The organism is Actinomycetota bacterium, from assembly GCA_009923495.1.
Taxonomy (GTDB): Bacteria; Actinomycetota; Actinomycetes; order S36-B12; family UBA5976; genus UBA5976.
In genome coordinates this window covers 20,175-41,709 of the sequence record RFTJ01000011.1, presented here as the reverse complement: position 1 = coordinate 41,709, position 21,535 = coordinate 20,175, and the positions used below count along the sequence as shown (strand labels likewise).

The window sequence follows — 21,535 nt, the reverse complement described above, 5'->3', positions numbered from 1 at the left end:
GAAGCAGCCCATACCGATATTGATGTCTACTCGCCTACCAGCCCACTGGGTTCAGCAGTGCTTGGTCAAGAGGTCGGCGCTGAGATTTCTTACGAGACGCCAAACGGTAAAAGGTTAAACATAAAGATTGTCAGCGCTGAAGTTTATCGAGGTTAGGCTTTCAGGCCACCGACGTTTCGAGTTTTAAACGCACGAACGGCAAGTGGTGCAAAAATCGCTAGAATCAAGAAGGCGTAGCCGAAGGAAAGTTCAACAGCATGCTGTTCCGGGAAACTGTTGCCTGGAAATGGAATCGGATTTCCAAATAACTGGCGACAGGCTAACGCCAAACAAGACACTGGATTCCAAAGTGCAATCGGTTGCAGCCAAGTCGGCATCGTGGCAATCGGCGTAAATACATTTGAGCCAAAGGTAAGTGGAAAAATCCAGGCCAGACCAGCAGTTCCAGCTACCTCTGGACTGGGCATATGCAAGCCAATCCATGCACCTACCCAAGTCATTGCATAAGCAAATGTTGCTAGAAGTAGATAGCCCAAAATCGCATCTGAGGCGGAACTATGGATTCTCCAACCAACAAATAAGCCAGTGGTTGAAAGTACTACCAGAACTAGTGCATTTTGAATAAGTGAAGCAAGCGTATGTCCACCCAACACCGCACCTGGGCGCATGGGTAATGACCGGAAGCGATCCATAATTCCGCGATTTGCATCCTCTGTAATGCCGACTGTTATGCCACCAACAGCAAACATCACGGTCTGCGCAAAAATACCTGGAATCAAATATTCGCGATATGCCAAGGCACCGCCCGATGAACCAAGATTGATAGCGCCACCGAACACAAAGGCGAACAACAAAACAAACATCACTGGCTGGATAAGTGCGAAGAATAGTGACTCAGGTACGCGAGTGATTTTGATTACGTGCCGACGAGCCACGGCTAAGGTGTCATAGAAAAGCCAGCCGAATTTTGGCCGAAACTTTGTTGATGTACTGATGGCGTTCATCGACGACTTCCTTTTCTTGATTTTTTGGATGCTAATCCGGAATCGCTTACTTCATCTTGGGCAACTCGGCCAGTCAAACTTAGAAAGACATCGTCTAATGTCGGACGACGTAACGAAATATCTGCTATCGCTATTTTCGCTTCGTCTAGTAACCGGACTGCCTCGACAACGGCTCGCGAACCACCTGAAGTTGGCACGATAACTTTATGCTCTTGCACATTCAAATTTATTTCTCCTGAGGCAATTGGTGCTAGTGCCTGTTTTGCTGATTCAGTCTGATCTGGTGAGTCAACTACTAGTTCTACCCTGTCGCCGCCGACTTGTGACTTCAGTTCATCAGAAGTTCCCTGCGCGATAACAGAGCCATGATCTAAAACCACACTCCGTGATGCCAATTGGTCAGCTTCTTCTAGATATTGGGTTGTTAACAAAACTGTCGTACCGCCAGCAACAAGTGATTCGATGACTTCCCACATACCAAGTCGACTACGGGGATCTAAACCAGTTGTTGGTTCATCCAAAAATAAAACTTCGGGCCGACCAATTAGGCTGGCTGCCAAATCAAGGCGACGACGCATACCGCCTGAGTAGCCCTTAATTCCGCGATCGGCCGCATCTGCTAAATCGAATCGCTGTAACAGCTCATCGGCGCGTTCACTTGCCTGCTTTTTAGAAAGGTGAAACAGCTGGCCAAAGAGTTGCAAATTTTCACGACCAGTGAGGTACTCGTCTACAGCCGCATATTGTCCAGTAAGACCAATGGTTTCTTTTACTGCATCCGAATTTGTTGCCACATCAAAGCCACTAACTTTTGCTGAGCCACCGTCAGCCTTAAGCAAAGTTGCCAAAATTCGAACAGTTGTCGTTTTGCCTGAACCGTTTGGCCCGAGTAGGCCAACAATAGTTCCTTGCTCAACTGTGAAATCAATTCCGCGCAGCGCCTGCACTTCGCCAAAGTTCTTTTTAAGTCCCGAGACTTCAATTGCCAGTGTCAAAATTACTCACATTTCATTGATGATTTAAATTTAAACTAGCACAATTGCCTACTTCGGCTAGGGTTTAATGTGTCATTAAACCGATAGGCGCAACAGCATCAAAATGAACTTTGTGATTACTCGGCAATTCCGTGGGCTACCTCGGGAAGTTGCTGTAGTAACAGCAATTTCCTTCTGCGTTGCACTTGGCTACGGCATTGTTGCCCCCGTTTTGCCAGTATTTGCTGAATCCTTCGGGGTTTCTGCATTTGCGGCCAGCGCGGTCATTAGTTTGTTTGCCTTAATGCGCTTTGTAAGCGCTTCGCCGAGTGGTTGGCTGGTCAATAAATTCGGTGAGCGCTGGGTTCTGGGCGTAGGCCTAAGTATCGTCTCGGTTTCCAGCGCATTAGCCGGGAGTGCCCAAACCTATCCGCAACTCTTAATTTTGCGAGCCATTGGTGGAACTGGCTCTGCCATGTTTACTGTCGCCGCGATGTCACTGCTTTTGCACAAAGTCGACAGTGAAAGTCGTGGTCGCGCCACAAGTTTGTATCAAAGTGGATTCTTATTTGGCGGGCTAGCCGGACCAGCTGTGGGCGGAATAGTCGTGCACTTTAGTATCCGCGCACCATTTTTTGTTTACTCAGCTACGCTGCTGGCTGCCGTTATCACGGCGTTAAGCACTTTGGACAAATTGCCACGTTCTGAAGTGACATCAGCCGAGGAAAGGATCGATCAAGTTGAAGTGATGCCGGTAAGGCAGGCATTGCGGGAACATCCGTATCGCGCGGCACTAACGGTAAATCTAATTACCAGTCTGACAAGCTTCAGCTTGCGAATTTCTTTGATCCCACTCTTTGTCACTGAAGCTTTGAACCGCGATACCAAAACAGCAAGCATTAGCTTCCTAATTTCAAGTGTGATGCAAGCGGTGCTTCTGCCCACTTCTGGTCGTTTCATTGACACAAGGGGGCGAAAGCCGGCATTGATACTAGGTTCAACAATTTTGACCACTGCCTTAGTGGTGTTAGCAACCGGTGAATCTCTGGCGGCACTTTACTTGAGCATGTTGCTCTTCGGAATATCCGCCGCATATTTGGGAGCAGCTCCATCAGCGATTGTGGGCGATATGGTTAAAGATCGAAAAGGTGGCCAAGTTATTGGACTATTTCAAATGGTTGGTGATTTTGGGGTAATTATGGGTCCGCTAGTGGCTGGATACTTAAAAGATTCTTCTGGTGGCTACTTTGTTCCCTTTGCCACTGCCGCAGCAGCTTCACTGTTTGCCTTTTACATGTCAATTCGAACTCGCGAAACTCGCATCAAGCCTGAACAAACTGAGTCAAACTACAACTCGATTAAATCCTGACTTGGCAAGGCATAGCCGGTGTTAGCGTGGCAATCATAGCCGTTCGGATTCTTGATTAAGTACTGCTGGTGATATTCCTCGGCGTACCAAAATATTTTTCCCTCGGCAGCGGAAATCTCAGTTGTTATCTCAGGCAGACCCGCCAAGGATAATACTTCTCGGTAAGCAGCTTTAGTTTTTAAAACGAAGTCTCGCTGTGCATCGGTGGTCCAGTAAATTGCTGAGCGGTACTGAGTGCCAATGTCGTTGCCCTGGCGGTTGCCTTGGGTCGGGTCATGGTTCTCCCAAAAGACTTTCATGAGTTCATAAAAATCAACCTCTGCAGGATCGTAAACAACCAAAACAATCTCTGCGTGGCCAGTTTCGCCCGTACAAACCTGAGGATAAGTTGGATCCGATGCAGTTCCGCCCATATAACCAACTGCGGTAACTTTGACGCCTGGAACTGCCCAGAGTTTTTTCTCTGCTCCCCAGAAGCAGCCCATACCGAAATAAATTTTTTCAAACTCGGGTGCCCAAGGGCCATGAATATCAGATTTCAAAAACAAATGCTCAGCGTTCATCAAATGCCTCCTGACTGTACCCCCGGTGGGACTTGAACCCACACTGGCACGATTTTAAGTCGTGTGCCTCTAACCGATTGGGCTACGGGGGCGAGCATCTAATCCTGACACGAGCCAAGGTGTTTCGCCTAACTGGGGGACGATTTACATCAATCGGCAACTAAGTCATAAGCGATGCCATCCAAGATGTCGTGTTCAGAGACTATGACTTCTGGCAATCCAGTGGCCTGCATGATGCGATCAAGAACCAACGAGCCACCACCGATTACATCAACTCTGCCCTCATGCATCGCACCCAATCTGGCGCGATCACTTCGGGTCATCCTTAACAGATTGGAAGTGATTTCATGAACCTTGGTAGCAGATACTCGTGAGCCATGAATTTTCGTTGAATCATATTCTGCAAGCTCAAGAGCCAAGGCCGCAACCGTTGTCACAGATCCTGCCACTCCAATTAAAGTTTTTGCGGTTGAAAGGTGTACCTGCTGATCTGCGCTGGCAATTGCCGCATCAATATCAAGGGTTGCTGCCGCTACCTCTTCAGCTGTAGGTGGATCCTGCGTTAGGTGTCGTTCAGTCATTCGAACGCAGCCAATGTCCATGCTGATTGCTCGAAGGGGTTCGGTATTACCAATGACAAATTCAGTGCTGCCGCCGCCAATGTCGATAACTAAATACGGTGGTTCGAGGGTCGATGCTGAGCTGGCTAAACCCTTTGTTGCTCCGAGGAATGATAAACGAGCCTCCTCATCGCCAGAAATTACAGTTGGCTCTAGGCCCAGGCGACTCTTCACACCCGCAAAAAAATCTGCCCTATTTGAGACATCTCGCGAGGCACTAGTGGCGACGAAACGAATCAGATCCGGTTTATGTTCAAAGATTAACTGCGCGTAAACATCAACAGCCGAAAATGTGCGGGTCAATGCCGCTTGCGAAAATTCATGAGTTTGATCAACACCTTCCCCAAGGCGAACAATGATCATTGTCCGAAGGACATCACTCAACTTGCCAGCAACAATATCGGCAATCAGCAATCTGATTGAGTTTGTGCCACAGTCGATCGCTGCTACTCGCATTCAAGTTCCTTTGCACAAGTTCCTGATGACCGCCAATCACCGACAAGCTCGAGAACCCGATCTCCGAGCGGATTGACGCCTGGACCAGCAGCTAGTGAGTGGGCCGCCAGTACATGTAGGCACTTGACCCGATTGGGCATTCCACCTGCGCTTATTCCAGAAATTTGCGGGACATCTCCTAGCGTTTCTCTGACTGCTAGATAACTTTCGTGCGCTTTCAAATATTGTTCAGCTAATTCTGGATTTGTTTCCAATTCCGCTTGGAGGTCGCGCATGACACCGTTTGCCTCTAAGGTGCCTATTGCGCTATTTAACCGTGGGCAGGTCAGGTAGAAAGTAGTTGGAAATGGTGTTCCGTCTTCGAGTAGTGGAGAGGTAAGAACGACATTTGGCATTCCGCAGCCGCAGCGACTAGCTACCTCTAGTCCTCCGCGAATCGGTCGGTCTAATTGAGCCTCAATTACCTTCTGATCTTTGTTGGATAGCACTTGCGCTACTTCTGTTGGGCTTTGTCACGAATGACAAGTGGGTCGTTATGCGAACGCGGTTTGTCAGCAAGTTGAGTGCTTCGCCACAGCTTGCTGTACCAAGATGAAGTGTCATTTGGCACCAATGCGCCCGGCACTGTTTCGAGGGCAGTTGAAGTACCTTGGTCAATAACTACCAGTCCGATTTCGCCAGGAAATACATAGTTCAATCGAGTGCGTGCCAATGACTTTAAATAATTTTGGTCATCGAGTAGCTTGGCATCGGCTTGGAGCTGTGCAATCGTCTTTTGCTTATCTGCAATTTGTGACTTAAGTACCGAAATATCTCGCTTTTCTTTCACCAGAGAACGTAGCGGAACAGCCACACTCATGACAATAATGACTAATGCGCCTAAGACTACAAAAGTACGCAAATTAAATTTCGGTGAGGAAGTCACTTACCTAGTTTGCCGTGACTAGCCCTTGAAACGTGGGAACGCACCGCGTCCGGCATAACGTGCCGCATCATCCAAATCTTCCTCGATGCGAAGAAGCTGGTTGTATTTGGCTACTCGGTCGGTTCGCGCTGGAGCGCCACTCTTAATCTGGCCACAATTAAAGGCCACTGCCAAGTCGGCGATGGTGGTGTCTTCAGTTTCACCAGATCGATGGCTCATCATCGAGCGGAAGCCTGCACGATGCGCCATCTCAACAGCTTCTGCTGTTTCGGTGAGCGATCCAATCTGATTTACCTTAACCAGAAGCGCTGATGCAGAACTTTCATTAATTCCGCGGATTAAACGCTCAGTATTCGTAACAAAAAGGTCGTCTCCAACAATCTGCACACGCTCGCCAAGAGCTGCCGTAATTTGTTGCCAAGCGGACCATTCATCTTCAGCAAGTGGATCCTCGATGGACACAATTGGGAAGTCAGTCACTAGGCCGGTGTAGTAATCAATCATTTCTTGAGATGACATAGTTTTGCCTTCAACGACATAATTGCCATCTTTGAATAATTCATTGGCTGCAACATCGAGCGCAAGGGCTATTTCATCGCCAACTTTGAAGCCAGCCTTGCCAATCGCTTCAACGATTAACTCTAGGGCAGCACGGTTACTTGGCAGATTCGGTGCGAAGCCACCTTCATCGCCGAGCCCAGTTGAAAGTCCCTTTGACTTGAGCACTCCTTTGAGGGCGTGATATACCTCAGCACCCATGCGAAGTGCTTCACCAAATGTCTCGGCGCCAATTGGCGCAATCATGAATTCTTGAATGTCGACATCACTATCGGCGTGTGCACCACCGTTGATGATATTCATCATAGGCACTGGCAGAACGTGCGCATTTGGTCCGCCAACATATCGGTACAAAGGTAAACCAGCCGAGGAAGCAGCGGCCTTTGCAACTGCTAACGAAACGCCAAGGATGGCATTTGCGCCTAAGTTAGCTTTATTTGCGGTCCCATCAAGTTCAATCATGACTTGGTCAATCAGTCGCTGATCACTTGCATCCAGACCCAGGATCTCTGGCATGATTTTGTCTTCGACAGCTTCCACAGCTTTGATAACACCTTTGCCCAGATAGCGAGATTCGCCATCACGAAGTTCAACTGCCTCAAAGGCGCCGGTTGAAGCACCAGATGGGACAGCGGCACGACCGGTGGCTTCGTTGTCCAGAATAACTTCAACCTCTACGGTTGGATTTCCACGAGAATCAAGGATTTCACGGGCGCGTACGTCGGCAATACTGGACACGGGTCTACTCCATATTTCTGTCAGATTCGATTGTTGAGGCGAACGACTCTTGGCGTGCCTCATTGCACAACCAATAGCCTAGTGCATGGTTAATCTTTACCTTCAAAACGACTTACTCGTAAAATCCCTTGAGAAATGGGTAGTTATTGTGTCAGTCCCTCAGACTTGCTCACCAACGCTCGGTAATCCGCCATCGCAGCACGAAGGCAAGATTCCGGATCCAAGTCTTGAGTTCTCGCTAGTTGCACAACAGAAACTAGCAACTCGGAGATTGTGGTCTGATTAACCTCGCCAATCAACTGCGCTATCGAGTCGGTTAAGTGCGTATCTTCGAATTCGATGTCGAGTTTTCTTGATCGATAAAGCAACTGTGTTGCTAACTGAAGTGCAGGCAGCGCTTTGGGAACGCCATCAATAACTGATTCGCGCTGTTTTTCTGCGCGCTTAATCTGCGCCCAATTTTCCTCTAGCTCTTCCTGCGAAGTAACCTGCAGGTCAGAAAAAACATGTGGATGCCGTCGAACCAATTTGTTAACAACGCCATCGGCTATGGCATCTAACGTGAAATTCGCATCCTGTTCTTGAGCTATTCGCGCATGAAAAACCACTTGCAACAATAAATCGCCAAGTTCTTCACGCAATGCCGCCGTGTCACCATGGTCCATTGCCTCTAGTACTTCGTAAGTTTCTTCTAATAAGTACCGAGCAAGTGACTCATGTGTCTGTTCAGCATCCCACGGGCAGCCACCTGGTGATCGAAGTTGATCCATCACCGCGACAAGACGAGTTACGGATTCAGACATAAATTACTGTGTGGTGGATAGCGAGAACGATAAGGAGTTGTCTAGACCCATAGCCTGCATTTGCTGTGGATCCCAAGTGCCATATCTTGGGGAGACATTTACTCCCTCAGATGCTGCTAGCTGAGTCAAGTAGTTTGCTGCTGCCACACTTCGCTGTTTTTGGGTGCCTTTCGGTGCAAGGGCAGACCCAACATAACCTTGGCCGAGAATCGTTTTGAAAAAGCTATCAATCTGACTCTTTGGCACACCTTGGGTCGTAGCCAATTGCTGGATAACTGCATCCTGTCCGTACTGCAAAAATATTTGATCTCGCAGAGAAATCACTTCCGCATCAGTAACTTTTGTATCTAACTTAACTAGAGCCTCGTTAACTAAATCAGAGATCACTAACCTACTAACGACTAGCTGTCCAATAGTGCCAGCATCTGGAGCCGGTTGTTGAGAACTGTTTTCCGGCAGGTCATTAAGTATCTCAGCGAGTTGTTCATTTACAATTTTCTGCTTTATTACTCTGTTACCGATTGTTGCAGCAGAGCCAGTCTGATTAGCCTTGTCGGAGCAGCCAGCAATTAGCAGCAGAATTCCTACCAGCACACTTAGTTTTGCGAGTTTGCCCACGACACCATTCCTCAACTTGCAGTTCCAAATAAAGTATTTATTGCGTTGCTCACCCAGTCAACCAAATCCTCGCCCGCAATGCCACTTGCACTGCTGCCAAGTTTTTTAGATTGAGGCAACTGTAGGACAATCGTACGCGTTGCTGGCTGTATTCGACTGCCTGGGTAGAGTCTGTTAAGTCGCATCTGCTTCGACTCCGACAGTTCTGCGGGGAAGATTTTCAGGGCAGTTCCAGCGGCAATTAAGTCGCTGATGCCCAGGCCGTGCAACAGCACTCGAAGGCGGGCAATCTCTAAAAGCCGGTAAACCTCGCCAGGCAAAGGCCCATACCGATCAGCAAGTTCATGCTCAAGTTCAGTCACTGCCTCAGTTGTGCGCGCGTCCGACAATCTTTGATATGCCTCTAGGCGTAATCGCTCTTGTGGCACATAAGTGTGGGGAATGTGTGCTTCAATTGGGAGCTCAATTCGGATGACTGATTCTGATTCAGCAGATTCGCCATCACGAACTTCAGCGACTGCCTCACCGACTAATCGGACATATAAATCAAAACCCACTTCAGCAACGTGTCCGCTTTGTTCGCCACCAAGTAAATTGCCCGCTCCTCGAATTTCCAAGTCCTTCATTGCAACTGCCATTCCAGCACCTAGATCAGTATGAGCCGCAATAGTTGCCAGTCGATCATGTGCAGTCTGAGAAAGTGGGCGATCTGGCTGGTAGAGAAAGTAAGCGTAACCACGCTCTCGACTTCTTCCAACTCTTCCGCGCAGCTGATGAAGTTGTGCCAAACCAAAAGTGTCAGCTCGATCCACAATCAAAGTGTTGGCATTAGGGATGTCTAGTCCGCTTTCAATAATGGTTGTGCTGACTAGCACGTCAAATTTGTGTTCCCAGAAATCAACAATTACCCGCTCTAGTTCATGCTCGTTCATTTGCCCATGCGCAACGGCAATGCGAGCGTCAGGGACTAGTTGGGCCAACTTGACTGCAACCCGATTAATACTGGCTACCCGATTATGAACATAGTAGACCTGACCATCTCGGAGCAGCTCTCGATGAATCGCAGCAGCGATGTACTTGTCGTCGTACGGACCAACAGAAGTTAATACCGGCAATCGGTCTTCGGGCGGGGTTTGAATAGTGGACAGTTCTCGAATTCCCGTTACTGCCATTTCTAAAGTTCGAGGAATTGGCGTTGCTGACATGGTCAGCATGTCCACATTTGTTCTAAGCGCCTTCAGATGTTCTTTGTGCTCGACACCAAATCTTTGCTCTTCATCGACAATGACTAGGCCAAGATCTTTGAAGCGGACATCAGAGCTGAATAATCTGTGGGTACCAATTACTACATCTACGGATCCGTCAGAGATGCCGGCCAAATTTTTCTTAATTTGAGATTCACTTTGAAAGCGCGATAGTGGTGCAATTGAGATCGGAAACTGCGCATATCGCCTAGAGAAAGTTTCAAAGTGTTGTTGCACTAACAAGGTTGTTGGCACCACAATCGCAACTTGCTTTGCGTCCTGCACTGCCTTAAAAGCAGCTCTAACAGCAATTTCAGTCTTGCCATAGCCAACATCACCGCAAATTACTCGGTCCATTGGCGTCTCACGTTCCATATCGGCTTTCACGTCGTTAATGGTCGAAAGTTGGTCTGGGGTTTCGACAAAATCAAATGCGTCTTCAAGTTCCCGCTGCCAGGGACTGTCTGGACTAAAAGCAAAACCCTTGCTGGCCATACGAGCCGCGTACAGGCGGATGAGTTCAGCGGCTATTTGGCGAACAGCTTTCCGGGCACGCGATTTTGTGGCTGCCCAATCTCCGCCACCTAATTTATTCAAACTGGGGGCTTCGCCACCGATGTATCTAGTTACATGCTCAAGTTGATCAATGGGCACAAATAATCGGTCCGCGGGCTGACCACGCTTACTAGCTGCATACTCAATTACTAGATACTCGCGAGTTGCGCCTTGGACACTTCGAGAAACTAATTCAACATATTTGCCAACGCCATGTTGATCATGAACTACATAATCACCAGTTTGCAGGGTTAGTGGATCAATAGTCGTCCTGCGCCGAGCGGGCATACTGCGACTACCTCGATTGGACTCACGTGTTCCAAAAATGTCGAATTCGGTTACCACCGCTAATTTGGCGTCCTCAGAGATAAAGCCTTGGAGTTGGTGGCCAACTATTACCTCTACGACTCGAGGCTCAAACTTGAGCTCTGTTGCTAGCCGCGCTGCGATGTCTAGCTCAGAGAGCGTTGCAACTAGTCGATTCGCAGTTCCTGCGCCATTCATAACGATGACGACGCTTAAGTTCTTTGCCCACCAAGAACGAACGTCTGCAACAAGTTTGTTCATGTTGCCTCGATATTCCGATGGCACTACTAAATTCGTAGCGATTGAATCTGGTGCGCTCAAGTTGGAAATGGCACACCAGTTGAATTGTGGATTAACTAACTTAGCCTCTTGGTAATCGCGCAAACCGGTCTCAGTCTGCGCCAAGGGTACAGCATTGCCATCTGCTGCGTTATGCCAGGCAGCTGCTAAAAATTCCGCACTGGTGCTGACAATTTCATCGACTCGAGCGATTATGCGCTCCGGTTGTACTTCGACACCAAGCCACGAGCCTGGCAAAAGTTCACTAACTAATTTAAGGTCTGAAACTAGGTGTGCAGTTAAACTTTCCATACCTTCGACCCAAATGCCCTCTGAAATTTTCTCTAACATGGGAGCGAAGTTTGGCAATGAGTCGATAAGTTCTGTTGCCCTCTGCCGAACACTTTGGGTAAGCAGTAGTTCTCGGCAAGCGGTGATATTTAACGAATCAACTACCCCAGGCAGCGAACGTTGGTCTGCTACCGAAAATTCTCGTAGGTCATCGATCGTGTCTGCCCAAAACTCAATACGTTTTGGATGGTCCTCTGTTGGCAGGAATATGTCAACAATTCCGCCCCGAACCGCGAATTGACCACGCCGATCAATAATTTCGACTCGCTCAAAGCCCAGCTCAGTTAACTTTCTACCGAGGTCAGCAATGGAAATTTCATCTCCTTTTACCAATTTCAGCGGTGGGAGCGAAGTAAGTTCGGTCATTATCGGTGCAATAAACGAGCGAACCGACATTACCAATACCTGAATCGGTGTTGCCTCACCTGGATTGGTTAGTCGTTGAAGAATTGAAATTCGACGACCCACTGTTTCGCTACTAGGACTTAGCCGCTCATGCGGCAGCGTTTCCCATGCTGGGAAAAATGCAATGGCATCTTGAGTAATAAAGTCCGCTAAGCACTGGCAGATTTCCTGAGCTGATCGCTCGCTGGGAGTTACCACCAGAATTTGCTTGCCACTGATGGCCAGCGCGGCTATCACGTGCGGCGATGCACTACTGGGGGCACTGACCGTGGCCTCATCACCAGATTCGAGTGATTCAAAAATTTTTCGATAAAAATCTGCCTCGGTTAAGCTCTTAGAAATTTTAGGGAAGGTCATTGGCTATCTGTCAGTGCCTTCAAGACTGATGAGAAGTATTTTTGGCGACAGATAATGGCTCCTGGAACCGTGACGTCTTCCTGGTTGAAAGCAAAGTCGCCACCATCTGGTAAAGAGGCTGCGAGGCAATAATGTCTAGCAACTGCTAACGGTGCCGCGATGTCCCACTCGTTAAAGCCGGAGGTATTTACATAGATGTCAGCCTTGCCTGCAATTATGTGCGCTAACTTTGCCCCGACGGAACCACGCTTTTCAATAACTGCCTCTTGTGAAAAATCTTTGCTCAGTTGTGTGCAGATATCTGAGAGTCGATCTGGAGGATTGGTTGGCGAAGTAACTATTCGAATTCCATCGGCAGCAGACAACGCCCAGTCAACAGCTTGCATATGCAAATTGCTATGCACTCCTGAATCAAATGCTGGTTCAAAAATAACTCGATCGGCAGTCGAATAAGTTGCCGAAATCATTGGCACACATACTGCTGCGGCCGCTATTTGCGAAGGAGCGGTTGACTGCGCTTCCCATAGAGCTACGTGAACGGCAAAGCCTGGATACCCTCGAGAGAAACTTGAGGTCCCATCAAGTGGATCAATGATCCAAACACGCTCTGCGCCATGTCGAGCACTCGGATCTATTCCTTCTTCGCTCAGCACTACATCATCAGGTCTAAGTAGATTTAGTTGGCTTAGGAGGTACTCATTTGCTAACTTATCGCCCCGACTGCCGAGTTCGGCAACATCGTAATCTGGCATCTGGCCGGGAGTTAATGGAGAAATTTTACCCCGCACTGATAGCAAGATTTTGCCAGCCTCAGTAGCGAGTTTTCTGGCTAAGTTGTGATCGTTCATGAGTTGAAACGATTCTGCGTCTCTTCAAGACTCGTGGACACTAGCTGAATAACTGCATCTGATCCACGGGCAATTAAATCTTGAACAATAGCTTGTTCACTGGAAGCAAAGTTACGCAAGACAAAATCTGCTGGATCTTGCTGACCAGGCGGTCGCCCGATTCCCAGTCGCACTCGGTACCAATCACCAGTTCCTAATGACTTACGGATTGACTTAAGCCCATTGTGACCATTGTCCCCACCCGCGAATTTAATTCGAATTGCTCCTAGCTCAATGTCTAATTCGTCGTGCAGCACAATCAAGTGTTCAGGACTGACTTTGTAGAAATTTGCTAAGGCTTTTGTTGGACCGCCAGATTCGTTCATGAATGAAGTCGGTTGCGCAACAATAAGCTGATTCGCAGCAATCTTCAGTTCAGCAACTAAGGCCTGAGTTCGCTTATGTTTACTTAACTTCGCGTTTGCTTCGCTTGCCAAGGCTTCGATCACTCGAGCACCAATATTGTGTCGATTTAACGCGTAAGTGGGACCCGGATTTCCGAGTCCCACTACAAGCCATGTGTTTGCCACGGACTATTGCGCTGACTCTTGCGCCTCTACTGGTGCCTCAACGCTCTCACCACTAGGAGCAGCTTCATCTTCCTGACGGGCAGCTCGAGCGGCAGCTTTGGCGGCAGCAGCTTCGGCGGCAGCTAGTGCGGCAGCCTCAGCAGCCTCGCTAGCTTCGGCGGCAGCGCGGGCGATTGAAGCAGCTTCGGCGGCGGTTACCAGCACCAAGTCAACATGTTCGACATAGCGACGAACTGGTTCGATTTGGATATCTCGAGGTGCTACCGTCTCGGTTTTGCCGTTAAGAACGATCTCGATAGACGTGCCCTTCTTGCGAAGTGCAAGAGTGAATTCGTGTGAATCTAAGCTAACGTGCACCGGAGCAGTTCCGTGGCCGTAAATAACAGCTGGGGTCTGCCCTTCGCGACGAAGTTTGCGCGCGGCACCCTTGCCGAAATCTGTGCGGATATTTGCGACTAATGACATTTAGAACTCCTCTACTTAGGTCGCGGAAATGCTCCGCAGGAGACCTTCGTCGATAACGGCTGTCGCAGAATGCGAAGCCCTCGCCGAGGAGCAACTCAAGATTAAAGGTAAAAGAGAGATCCGGTCAAACTAACCGAATTTTAGACGCCAACATGGTCGAAAAGACCAGCAACCGAGCCTTCATCAAAGACTTCGCGAATCGCCCGGCCCAACAGTGGCGCAATAGGCAGAACTGTCAGCCCTGGGAATTGTTTCTCTGGCGCGATCGGCAAAGTGTCAGTAACAACAACCTCTTTAATTCGAGAATTCTGTAGTCGCTCGGCTGCCGGCGACGAAAGGATGCCGTGTGTTGCTGTGACGATAACGTCGGCCGCGCCATTTTCAAAAAGTGCCTCGGAAGCTTTGACGATTGTGCCACCGGTATCAATCATGTCATCGACGACGACACATATGCGGCCTTCAACATCACCGACTACTTCTAATACCTTGGCTTCGTTTGGCACGTCAGGGTCGCGACGCTTGTGAATTATTGCCAATGGCGAATCTAAGATGTCAGTCCATCTTTCAGCGACCCGAACTCGACCTGCATCAGGCGAAACGACTGTGATTTTGTTACGGTCAACTGTGCGACCAATGTGCGCAGCCAAAATTGGTAACGCAAAAAGGTGATCCACTGGGCCGTCAAAAAATCCTTGAATTTGAGCTGTGTGCAAGTCAACACTCATTAAGCGATCAGCGCCAGCTGCCGAAAAGAGATCTGCCATCAAGCGGGCTGAGATTGGCTCGCGTCCAGCATGTTTTTTATCTTGCCTTGCGTAACCATAGAAAGGAGCGACAACGGTAATGCGTTTTGCTGAAGCACGTTTTAGGGCATCGACCATTAGCAACTGTTCCATGATCCATTCATTCACCGGCGCAGTGTGGGTCTGCAATACAAATGCATCACAGCCGCGGATTGATTCTTCGAATCGCACAAAGATTTCACCGTTAGCAAAGTTGTAAGCCCGAGTCGGCACCAGTTCAACGCCGAGTTCGTTCGCTACTGCTTGAGCAAGTTCAGGATGTGACCGACCTGCCAGAAGAACCATTCGCTTTGCATTGCTCTGGGTGATTCCGGTCATGTTTATTACCCTTCCACGGATGAACTGTTATTACCTGAGTCTGCCACTGCCGCCTTAGCGGACTCACTACCGGGTCGGCGCCTTAGCACCCAATCCAAAATATTGCGTTGTCGAGACCGCCCAACACCAATTGCACCTGCAGGGACATCTTCGGTAATTACCGAGCCAGCGGCAGTGTAAGCACCATCACCAATGATTACGGGAGCTATCAGCATGGTGTCACTGCCGATTCGAACGTGCTTTCCAACTACCGTCTTATGTTTTTGCACTCCGTCATAATTCACAAAAATTGTGGCAGCTCCGATGTTTGTCCCCTCGCCGATCTCGGCATCGCCAACATAAGACAAGTGTGGGACTTTCGCTTGATCACCTAACTGAGCATTTTTCATCTCGACAAACCCACCAGCTTTTGCACCTGTGCCTAAAACCGTCCCCGGCCGTAAGTATGCATAGGGACCGACCTGTGCGGCTTCGCCAATAATGGAATCAATGGTTGTCGCTTTGATAACTTTGGCCCGGGGCAAAACTCTTGTGTCTTCCAATGTGCAGTCTGGGCCGATTACCGCTCCACTTTGCACAGAAGTGTGGCCAACAAGCCGCACATTAGGCAACAGTGTGACATCTTGATCCAGGCAAACGGTAGTTTCTATCCAAGTTGTGGCCGGATCTTCCATGGTGACGCCAGCAAGCATCCATTTGTCCAAAATGCGATGGCGAAGAATGTCTGTCACCTCGGCAAGCTGTTTGCGATCGTTGATGCCAAGAATGTTCTCACTACTCGTAAGCACTGCCTGGACAGGATGTCCCAGGTGCTTAATAATCTCGATCGCATCGGTTAGATAAATCTCACCTTGGGAATTGTTGCTACCAATACTGTCGATTGCATTTCGTAATTGCTCTAGGTCAAAGCAATAAATTCCCGAATTAACTTCAGTTATCAGCAACTCCTCATCTGAAGCATCACGATGTTCAACAATTTTCAGTACTTCGCCAGTAGCATCGCGAACTATGCGCCCGTAACCATCGGGCACAGTGAGTTCAGCCGACAGAATTGCTACCGCAGAGCTCTGCTTAGCAATCGCTAAGCGCTGGATATCTTCTTGGGTAACCAGTGGAGCATCGCCGGCTAAGACAAGTACCGAGCCCTGCAGTGAGTCGGGCAAACTTGCCAATGCCACGGCGACGGCATGTCCCGTTCCGTTTTGCGTTTCTTGGACAGCTATTTGTAGCCCAGAGTAAGTCGCTAGATGTTCAGTGACTGCCTCGCGCTGATGTCCCACGACTACAACTTTGTGTTTTGCCCCGACTTGTTCAACGGTATTTATTACATGATCGATGATTGGTAGACCTAGAACAGAATGCAGCACTTTAGATTTTGCAGACCGCATTCTCGTGCCTTGGCCAGCAGCCAAAATTATGGCTACTTGGATCGGATTGGGCTCATTGCTGTTTGACACAGATACAACCCTACTTAAGAAATGGCTCCCGGTAGAGGACTCGAACCTCTATTCAGTGCTCCAAAGGCACTTGTCCTGCCGTTAGACGAACCGGGAAAGTCCCTAGAAATCTTAGGCTCTTCACCTGCTTTTCCCAAACTCTGCCTAGATTTTGGCAGTGAACATTAGCGTTTGATTTCCTACGCTAGCCTTGAGTGAGTACGTTCCGTCCGGAAAAAGCAGGTTTAATCAGTACATGGCAGTCACAATTGACCACGAAGATGACCCACTGGAGTCTGCTCGGCCTCGCTTAGTCGATGCTGATCGTGTGCGAATGACCGGACACGAACGTCGAGCTCAGCTGATTGAAGTCGGGCGAGCACTATTTGCTGAGAAGGGTTTTGAGGCAGTAACCATCGAGGAGATTGCCCTTACTGCCAAAGTCTCCAAGCCCGTAGTCTACGAACACTTCGGTTCAAAAGATGGACTTTACGCAGTAGTGGTTGATCGGGAAATGAATTACCTCCTTGGCTCAATCACACAGGCTCTAACTGCTGAGCATCCTAGAGTGTTACTAGAGCAAGCATCTTTTGCCCTTTTTGATTACATCGAAACCCACACTGATGGATTTAGAATTTTGGTCCGAAACTCACCAGTGGCGACAGCTACTGGCAACTTTGCGAGTTTGCTTTCCGATGTAGCATCTCAGGTTGAAGCACGCCTTGGAAAAGAGTTTGCCAATCGAGGATTCCCGAAGCGAATGGCGCCAATGTATGCACACATGTTCGTTGGCATGGTCGCACTTACTGGGCAATGGTGGCTTGACGTTGGTGGCGCAAAGAAGGACGAAGTGATTGCCCATCTAGTCAATTTAGTTTGGAACGGTGCCAGTGATTTGCAGCGCGCTCCACGCCTGATATCTCGCCGTTAATCCACTTCGGGATGCGCTAAGTGATTATCGAGTGGCGAAACGATCTTTCGCAGCGCACTTACTAGTTCAGAGAACTCTTCATTAGACACATCCTTAAGCAACTCTTGTTCGCGCTTAAGTAAGTCCTGCAGCGCCAGATCCACTTTGCCTCGGCCAGTACTTGTGAGTGCGACCAAAACGCCACGACCATCGGATGGATCTGGACCGCGGTGAACAAAATCTTTCTCAACAAGTCGATCGATTCGATTGGTCATGGTTCCACTTGTGACCAATGTGGCCGTTACCAGTTGCGAAGGTGTTAGTGCGTATGGCCGACCAGATCTGCGCAGAGCAGCAAGGACATCAAATTCACCAGGTTCAAGATCATGCAGGGCAAAAGACTCGCGCCGAGCAATATCTAGGTGGCGAGCAAGCCTTGTTACTCGGGATAAAACTTCCAATGGATGAACATCGAGATCAGGTCGTTCTCGGCGCCAAGCTGCAATTAACTGATCTACTTCATCGGTGGTCACAAAGAAGATTCTAAGCGCTTAGGCTGGATAAGAATCGTGCATTGCTAATGATTAGTGACTATTCGAGCGCCATGAACTGGGCCATGCGCTCTGATGCATTGATCAACAAGCCCAGAGCTTGATAGCGCTACTGCCAGATCTATAGCCGCTTTCTCGTCCTCAACCAAGAAAGCACAGGTCGGGCCACTGCCGGACACTACTGCACCAAGTGCTGCATAATCTAAGCCAAAATCTAACGCTGCAGCCAAACTCGGTTTCATGGTCAACGCGGCAATCTGCAAATCATTTTTTAACAGCGGACCTAATGCGACACTGTCCCCTTGAGTAATTGCGGCTAACACCTCCGCTGGAACCTTGGGAAGTTCACTAAAATTTGGACCTCGCAAGTTGTCCGTTCTTTCGTAAACTGCAGAAGTAGCAAGACCTTGCTTGAAAGTCCCGAAAACCCAATGGAATGTTCCGCGGGTCATTACCGGCGCAAGTACATCGCCTCGATTAGTGCCAATCGCACATCCGCCATGCAACATGAACGGCACGTCTGAACCTAGTTCACGCGCCATTGCATCTAACTGGTCGCGACTAATTCCAACCTGCCAGAGTGCGTCGCAAGCAAGCAAGGTTGCTGCTGCATCAGCGCTACCACCAGCCATACCTGCAGCAACTGGAATTGTTTTATTGATTGTTATCCGAACATTTGGATCTTCACCACAAGCAGCAGCGATTAATTTGACAGCTGACCAGACTAGATTTGAAGAATCGGTAGGAATTTGATCTGCAAATGGACCCTCGGCGACTATCGAAAACTCATCGGCTTGGGTGGCCGTCACTTCGTCATAAATGTTTACTGACTGAAAAATTGTTGCTAGTTGGTGGTATCCGCTGAACTCTTTGGGTCCCACTCCCAAATAAATATTTACTTTGCCCGGTACTCGAACTGTTACAGATTTAGCCACAACGTCACTTTACTTCGCGAGCAGCCATCGCAATTGCCAAAAAACCTGAATAATCAAGTTGCTCACCTCGAAGTTTGGGGTCGATGTTTGCTAATCTCAACACTCGCTCGACTTGCTCAGTGCCGCCAAAGTGGTTGCTAAGTGCAGATCGAAGCGTCTTGCGTCGCTGACTAAATGCGCCATCAATGATGGGGAATAACTCGGTCTTGCTTATGGCAGTGCCCGAATTTTCGTGGCGTACTAGCCGGACCAATACCGAATCAACATTCGGAACGGGCCAGAAAATTTGGCGACTGATGTTTGCTACAAGTTTCGCTTCTGCGTAATACCTCGCCTTAACACTTGGCACTCCATAGACTTTTGAGCCGGCAGCGGCAGCTAATCGTTCACCGACTTCTGCTTGCACCATCACAAAAATCTGCGAAAGATCTGGAAATTTATCCAGAAAATGCAGGATTACAGGTACCGAAATGTTGTACGGCAAATTTGCCACGAGTTTGGTAGCCAAACTTGGAAGTTCGCTAACTTGTAATGCATCCTGATTAACTACTGTCAATTTAGGTAGCAACTCTGGATTAATTCCTGCAACTGTCCTTGATAGTTGGTCGGCCAACCTAGCGTCAATCTCGACAGCAATCACTGATTTAGCTGACTCCAGTAGTCCAAGAGTGAGCGAGCCTAAACCTGGTCCGATTTCAACGACAACATCGTTGCTATCAATTTGAGCCAAATCGACAATGCGGCGAACCGTATTTGGATCGATGACAAAATTTTGACCTAATTTTTTGGTCGGAATTAAATCTAGTTCGCTTGCGAGTTTGCGAATTTGAGCAGCACCAAGAAGGTTATCTGACATTACGCCCGATTAGTACCAACCAGTTGAATTGGAATGCTCCAGAGCTCCACATGGAGTGTTGTAGCGCTTCTCAATGTAATTAGCGCCCCACTTGATCTGCGTAATTGGATTGGTCTGCCAATCAGCGCCAAACTTGGACATCTTGTCGCCTGGCATTGCCTGTGGAATTCCATATGCGCCACTTCCACGGTTTCGTGCAGTGTGGCGCCAGTGGCTTTCCCTGTCCCAAAGTGAAACGAGGCAGCCGTACTGGGTCTGATTCCAATCATATTTTTTAGCGATGTACACCTGAGCAAACTTCATATTGCCCTCGGGTGTGCCCGTACCAGCTGCCGCTGCCTTGGCATCGAGTGTTAGAGCGACTGGCTTACCGGTGCCAACGATGTAGACCGCGGGCTTGCCTTTGTTCAGAACTTTTTTGGAAACTAGAGTCTTAGCAATCTGCTTACCCTGCAGGACTCGAACCTGGTAAACATATTTCACCGTCCCCTTAGTACCTTTACTGCGAAGCAGTTTGGTGCCGCGTTCTACTTCAGCAGAATGGATAATTTTGCTGGTGACCGCAACTTTCTTGACAGCAGTTACGGTTCGAGTGGTCCTGATTGCCCCAGGAGTGTTTGGCAATATCCGAGTTACCCCTGAAACACTTTTACTCGCGGCGGTCTCTGAGCCGGAATTTGCATTAGCAAATCCTGTTGTTCCAGTAGCAGCTGATCCACCCAAAACTAAAACTGCAACAACTGTTAAAGGCCCAATAAGACTCGAAATCGACCTGGGCTTGGCATGACGAGCTGGGGCGCGGCGACGTCCGCGTGAACTCATACAGGTCTCCAAGGCGTAGGCAACAAATCACTCGTTTGAGGAAGTACTCCTCTACCGTAGCCCAAACTAGGGGGGCAAAAGCAAGTCGAAAATCCCTAAAATGGGCCAAAAACCCTTGCGGCATTTGAAAAAAGTGCCTGACAAATTTCTTGCTCCGACTCGCCTCTGGTCGCCGAAATTGCCCGCACAGTCAGGGGAATTAGCGCCGAAGAATTAGGTCGGCCGCGATAGGGCGTGGGGGTTAAAAACGGAGAATCCGTCTCAACCAGCAACAGGTCAACCGGCATAAGGGCTGCGGCTTCGCGAAGGTGGGGGGCGTTTTTGAAAGTGACTGTGCCACTAAATGAGGTGTACCAGCCACGTTCCGCACAAATCTTGGCTAGTTCTACCCCGCCCGAAAAGCAGTGAAAAACAACAGTTGCCGGCGCCCCTTGTTCATCCAGAATTCGAACTACGTCATCGTGCGCATCCCGGTCATGGATTACAACCGGCTTTCCTACTGCTTTGGCGATCTCAATGTGTTCACGAAATGACTCCTCTTGGGCAGCAATGCCTTCAGGCCCAGTTCGGAAATAGTCAAGCCCAGTCTCACCAATAGCTCTAACTTGTGGCAACTTTGCCAGAGTGGCTATTTCGGCAAGTGAGTCTTGCAATGTGGGGTCATGGGCAGCTGCATTTGGATGTAACGCCACAGTTGCCCAAACATCAGGATAGGAGGCCGCAATATCGGCAGCCCAAATGGAACTCGCTAGGTCACAGCCAACCTGAATTACTTTTGCCACACCAGCGGCATTTGCGCTAGCTAGTGCCTCGGTCACGCTAGGTAAAACATGCTCATCGTCATATTGGACATCCATATGGCAATGCGTATCAACTACTGGCGAAACCAATGGCTCA

The 21,535-nt window shown here is 48.9% G+C and carries 23 protein-coding genes and 2 tRNA genes; 3 read left to right on the top strand and 22 right to left on the bottom strand.

Going from position 1 to position 21,535, the window contains the following annotated elements:
- On the top strand, nucleotides 1-156 hold a 156-nt coding region (locus EBS36_05065), incomplete at its 5' end, for a transcription elongation factor GreA (GenBank protein NBU32520.1).
- On the opposite strand, the gene EBS36_05060 is transcribed toward EBS36_05065, so the two are convergent.
- Together EBS36_05060 and EBS36_05055 are read right to left on the bottom strand one after the other, a co-directional pair.
- Entirely contained in the window at nucleotides 153-1,004 is an 852-nt protein-coding gene (locus EBS36_05060) for an ABC transporter permease (protein ID NBU32519.1), read from the bottom strand. The two genes, EBS36_05065 and EBS36_05060, sit on opposite strands and share 4 nt — an antisense overlap.
- Complete coding sequence (locus EBS36_05055; GenBank protein ID NBU32518.1) at nucleotides 1,001-1,999, bottom strand: ATP-binding cassette domain-containing protein; 999 nt, start codon at nucleotides 1,997-1,999, stop codon at nucleotides 1,001-1,003. The genes EBS36_05060 and EBS36_05055 overlap by 4 nt, the downstream gene beginning before the upstream one ends.
- Before the next feature lie 103 nt (nucleotides 2,000-2,102).
- On the opposite strand from EBS36_05055, the gene EBS36_05050 reads away from it, so the two are divergent.
- Nucleotides 2,103-3,347, top strand: a complete 1,245-nt coding sequence (locus EBS36_05050) for an MFS transporter (protein ID NBU32517.1) — start codon at nucleotides 2,103-2,105, stop codon at nucleotides 3,345-3,347.
- Here the strand turns inward: EBS36_05050 and msrA are convergent.
- From msrA to EBS36_04975, 15 genes are all read right to left on the bottom strand, one after another.
- Entirely contained in the window at nucleotides 3,326-3,910 is a 585-nt protein-coding gene (gene msrA / locus EBS36_05045; protein NBU32516.1) for a peptide-methionine (S)-S-oxide reductase MsrA, read from the bottom strand. The genes EBS36_05050 and msrA overlap by 22 nt on opposite strands.
- Nucleotides 3,911-3,927: 17 nt before the next feature.
- Nucleotides 3,928-4,002: transfer RNA gene (locus EBS36_05040), tRNA-Leu, on the bottom strand.
- A 57-nt stretch (nucleotides 4,003-4,059) separates the two neighbouring features.
- Nucleotides 4,060-4,986 (bottom strand): Ppx/GppA family phosphatase, encoded by a 927-nt coding sequence (locus EBS36_05035; protein NBU32515.1) that lies wholly within the window; start codon nucleotides 4,984-4,986, stop codon nucleotides 4,060-4,062.
- The gene (locus EBS36_05030) at nucleotides 4,977-5,474 is read right to left on the bottom strand and encodes a DUF501 domain-containing protein (GenBank protein NBU32514.1); all 498 of its coding nucleotides are present in this window, start codon (nucleotides 5,472-5,474) and stop codon (nucleotides 4,977-4,979) included. The genes EBS36_05035 and EBS36_05030 overlap by 10 nt, the downstream gene beginning before the upstream one ends.
- A 5-nt stretch (nucleotides 5,475-5,479) precedes the next feature.
- Nucleotides 5,480-5,911: a septum formation initiator family protein gene (locus EBS36_05025; protein ID NBU32513.1), complete on the bottom strand. Its 432-nt coding sequence runs from the start codon at nucleotides 5,909-5,911 to the stop codon at nucleotides 5,480-5,482.
- 18 nt (nucleotides 5,912-5,929) lie between these two features.
- Nucleotides 5,930-7,207, bottom strand: coding sequence for a phosphopyruvate hydratase (locus tag EBS36_05020; protein NBU32512.1), 1,278 nt, complete (start codon nucleotides 7,205-7,207; stop codon nucleotides 5,930-5,932).
- Nucleotides 7,208-7,350: 143 nt separating this feature from the next.
- The gene (locus EBS36_05015; GenBank protein NBU32511.1) at nucleotides 7,351-8,010 is read right to left on the bottom strand and encodes a nucleoside triphosphate pyrophosphohydrolase; all 660 of its coding nucleotides are present in this window, start codon (nucleotides 8,008-8,010) and stop codon (nucleotides 7,351-7,353) included.
- A gap of 3 nt (nucleotides 8,011-8,013) precedes the next feature.
- On the bottom strand, nucleotides 8,014-8,685 hold the full coding sequence (locus EBS36_05010; GenBank protein NBU32510.1) for a hypothetical protein: 672 nt from the start codon (nucleotides 8,683-8,685) through the stop codon (nucleotides 8,014-8,016).
- A complete protein-coding gene (gene mfd, locus EBS36_05005; GenBank protein ID NBU32509.1) occupies nucleotides 8,640-12,125 on the bottom strand; it encodes a transcription-repair coupling factor in 3,486 nt (1,161 codons plus the stop codon). The genes EBS36_05010 and mfd overlap by 46 nt, the downstream gene beginning before the upstream one ends.
- The gene (locus tag EBS36_05000) at nucleotides 12,122-12,973 is read right to left on the bottom strand and encodes a 3'(2'),5'-bisphosphate nucleotidase CysQ (protein ID NBU32508.1); all 852 of its coding nucleotides are present in this window, start codon (nucleotides 12,971-12,973) and stop codon (nucleotides 12,122-12,124) included. Before EBS36_05000 ends, mfd begins: the two co-directional genes overlap by 4 nt.
- The gene (locus EBS36_04995) at nucleotides 12,970-13,542 is read right to left on the bottom strand and encodes an aminoacyl-tRNA hydrolase (GenBank protein NBU32507.1); all 573 of its coding nucleotides are present in this window, start codon (nucleotides 13,540-13,542) and stop codon (nucleotides 12,970-12,972) included. Before EBS36_04995 ends, EBS36_05000 begins: the two co-directional genes overlap by 4 nt.
- Before the next feature lie 3 nt (nucleotides 13,543-13,545).
- Nucleotides 13,546-14,007, bottom strand: coding sequence for a 50S ribosomal protein L25 (locus EBS36_04990; protein NBU32506.1), 462 nt, complete (start codon nucleotides 14,005-14,007; stop codon nucleotides 13,546-13,548).
- 140 nt (nucleotides 14,008-14,147) lie between these two features.
- A complete protein-coding gene (locus tag EBS36_04985; GenBank protein ID NBU32505.1) occupies nucleotides 14,148-15,128 on the bottom strand; it encodes a ribose-phosphate diphosphokinase in 981 nt (326 codons plus the stop codon).
- Between the two features lie 5 nt (nucleotides 15,129-15,133).
- On the bottom strand, nucleotides 15,134-16,516 hold the full coding sequence (glmU, locus tag EBS36_04980; protein NBU32504.1) for a UDP-N-acetylglucosamine diphosphorylase/glucosamine-1-phosphate N-acetyltransferase: 1,383 nt from the start codon (nucleotides 16,514-16,516) through the stop codon (nucleotides 15,134-15,136).
- Between the two features lie 91 nt (nucleotides 16,517-16,607).
- Nucleotides 16,608-16,681, bottom strand: a tRNA-Gln gene (locus tag EBS36_04975).
- Nucleotides 16,682-16,820: 139 nt separating this feature from the next.
- Between EBS36_04975 and EBS36_04970 the strand changes: the two genes are divergently transcribed.
- Nucleotides 16,821-17,495 (top strand): TetR/AcrR family transcriptional regulator, encoded by a 675-nt coding sequence (locus EBS36_04970; protein NBU32503.1) that lies wholly within the window; start codon nucleotides 16,821-16,823, stop codon nucleotides 17,493-17,495.
- Here EBS36_04970 and EBS36_04965 read toward each other — a convergent pair.
- From EBS36_04965 to EBS36_04945, 5 genes are all read right to left on the bottom strand, one after another.
- Nucleotides 17,492-18,007, bottom strand: coding sequence for a MarR family transcriptional regulator (locus EBS36_04965; GenBank protein ID NBU32502.1), 516 nt, complete (start codon nucleotides 18,005-18,007; stop codon nucleotides 17,492-17,494). The two genes, EBS36_04970 and EBS36_04965, sit on opposite strands and share 4 nt — an antisense overlap.
- A 44-nt stretch (nucleotides 18,008-18,051) precedes the next feature.
- Nucleotides 18,052-18,960 carry a 4-(cytidine 5'-diphospho)-2-C-methyl-D-erythritol kinase gene (locus EBS36_04960; GenBank protein ID NBU32501.1) on the bottom strand — a complete coding sequence of 303 codons (909 nt, stop codon included), beginning with the start codon at nucleotides 18,958-18,960 and terminating at the stop codon, nucleotides 18,052-18,054.
- A gap of 4 nt (nucleotides 18,961-18,964) precedes the next feature.
- Entirely contained in the window at nucleotides 18,965-19,816 is an 852-nt protein-coding gene (gene rsmA, locus EBS36_04955; protein ID NBU32500.1) for a 16S rRNA (adenine(1518)-N(6)/adenine(1519)-N(6))-dimethyltransferase RsmA, read from the bottom strand.
- Between the two features lie 9 nt (nucleotides 19,817-19,825).
- On the bottom strand, nucleotides 19,826-20,638 hold the full coding sequence (locus EBS36_04950; protein ID NBU32499.1) for a hypothetical protein: 813 nt from the start codon (nucleotides 20,636-20,638) through the stop codon (nucleotides 19,826-19,828).
- A gap of 95 nt (nucleotides 20,639-20,733) precedes the next feature.
- Nucleotides 20,734-21,495 (bottom strand): TatD family deoxyribonuclease, encoded by a 762-nt coding sequence (locus EBS36_04945; protein NBU32498.1) that lies wholly within the window; start codon nucleotides 21,493-21,495, stop codon nucleotides 20,734-20,736.
- Between the last annotated feature and the right edge of the window lie 40 nt (nucleotides 21,496-21,535).

Excerpts from the sequence above, each read along its gene's own strand:
- EBS36_05035 (NBU32515.1), bottom strand. The coding sequence starts at position 4,986 with ATGCGAGTAGCAGCGATCGACTGTGGCACAAACTCAATCAGATTGCTG.
- EBS36_04985 (NBU32505.1), bottom strand. The coding sequence starts at position 15,128 with ATGACCGGAATCACCCAGAGCAATGCAAAGCGAATGGTTCTTCTGGCA.
- rsmA (NBU32500.1), bottom strand. The coding sequence starts at position 19,816 with ATGTCAGATAACCTTCTTGGTGCTGCTCAAATTCGCAAACTCGCAAGC.
- EBS36_04970 (NBU32503.1), top strand. The coding sequence starts at position 16,821 with ATGGCAGTCACAATTGACCACGAAGATGACCCACTGGAGTCTGCTCGG.
- EBS36_04950 (NBU32499.1), bottom strand. The coding sequence starts at position 20,638 with ATGAGTTCACGCGGACGTCGCCGCGCCCCAGCTCGTCATGCCAAGCCC.
- EBS36_05060 (NBU32519.1), bottom strand. The coding sequence starts at position 1,004 with ATGAACGCCATCAGTACATCAACAAAGTTTCGGCCAAAATTCGGCTGG.
- mfd (NBU32509.1), bottom strand. The coding sequence starts at position 12,125 with ATGACCTTCCCTAAAATTTCTAAGAGCTTAACCGAGGCAGATTTTTAT.
- EBS36_04990 (NBU32506.1), bottom strand. The coding sequence starts at position 14,007 with ATGTCATTAGTCGCAAATATCCGCACAGATTTCGGCAAGGGTGCCGCG.
- msrA (NBU32516.1), bottom strand. The coding sequence starts at position 3,910 with ATGAACGCTGAGCATTTGTTTTTGAAATCTGATATTCATGGCCCTTGG.
- EBS36_05000 (NBU32508.1), bottom strand. The coding sequence starts at position 12,973 with ATGAACGATCACAACTTAGCCAGAAAACTCGCTACTGAGGCTGGCAAA.
- EBS36_05050 (NBU32517.1), top strand. The coding sequence starts at position 2,103 with ATGAACTTTGTGATTACTCGGCAATTCCGTGGGCTACCTCGGGAAGTT.
- EBS36_04945 (NBU32498.1), bottom strand. The coding sequence starts at position 21,495 with ATGGATGTCCAATATGACGATGAGCATGTTTTACCTAGCGTGACCGAG.
- glmU (NBU32504.1), bottom strand. The coding sequence starts at position 16,516 with ATGCGGTCTGCAAAATCTAAAGTGCTGCATTCTGTTCTAGGTCTACCA.
- EBS36_05015 (NBU32511.1), bottom strand. The coding sequence starts at position 8,010 with ATGTCTGAATCCGTAACTCGTCTTGTCGCGGTGATGGATCAACTTCGA.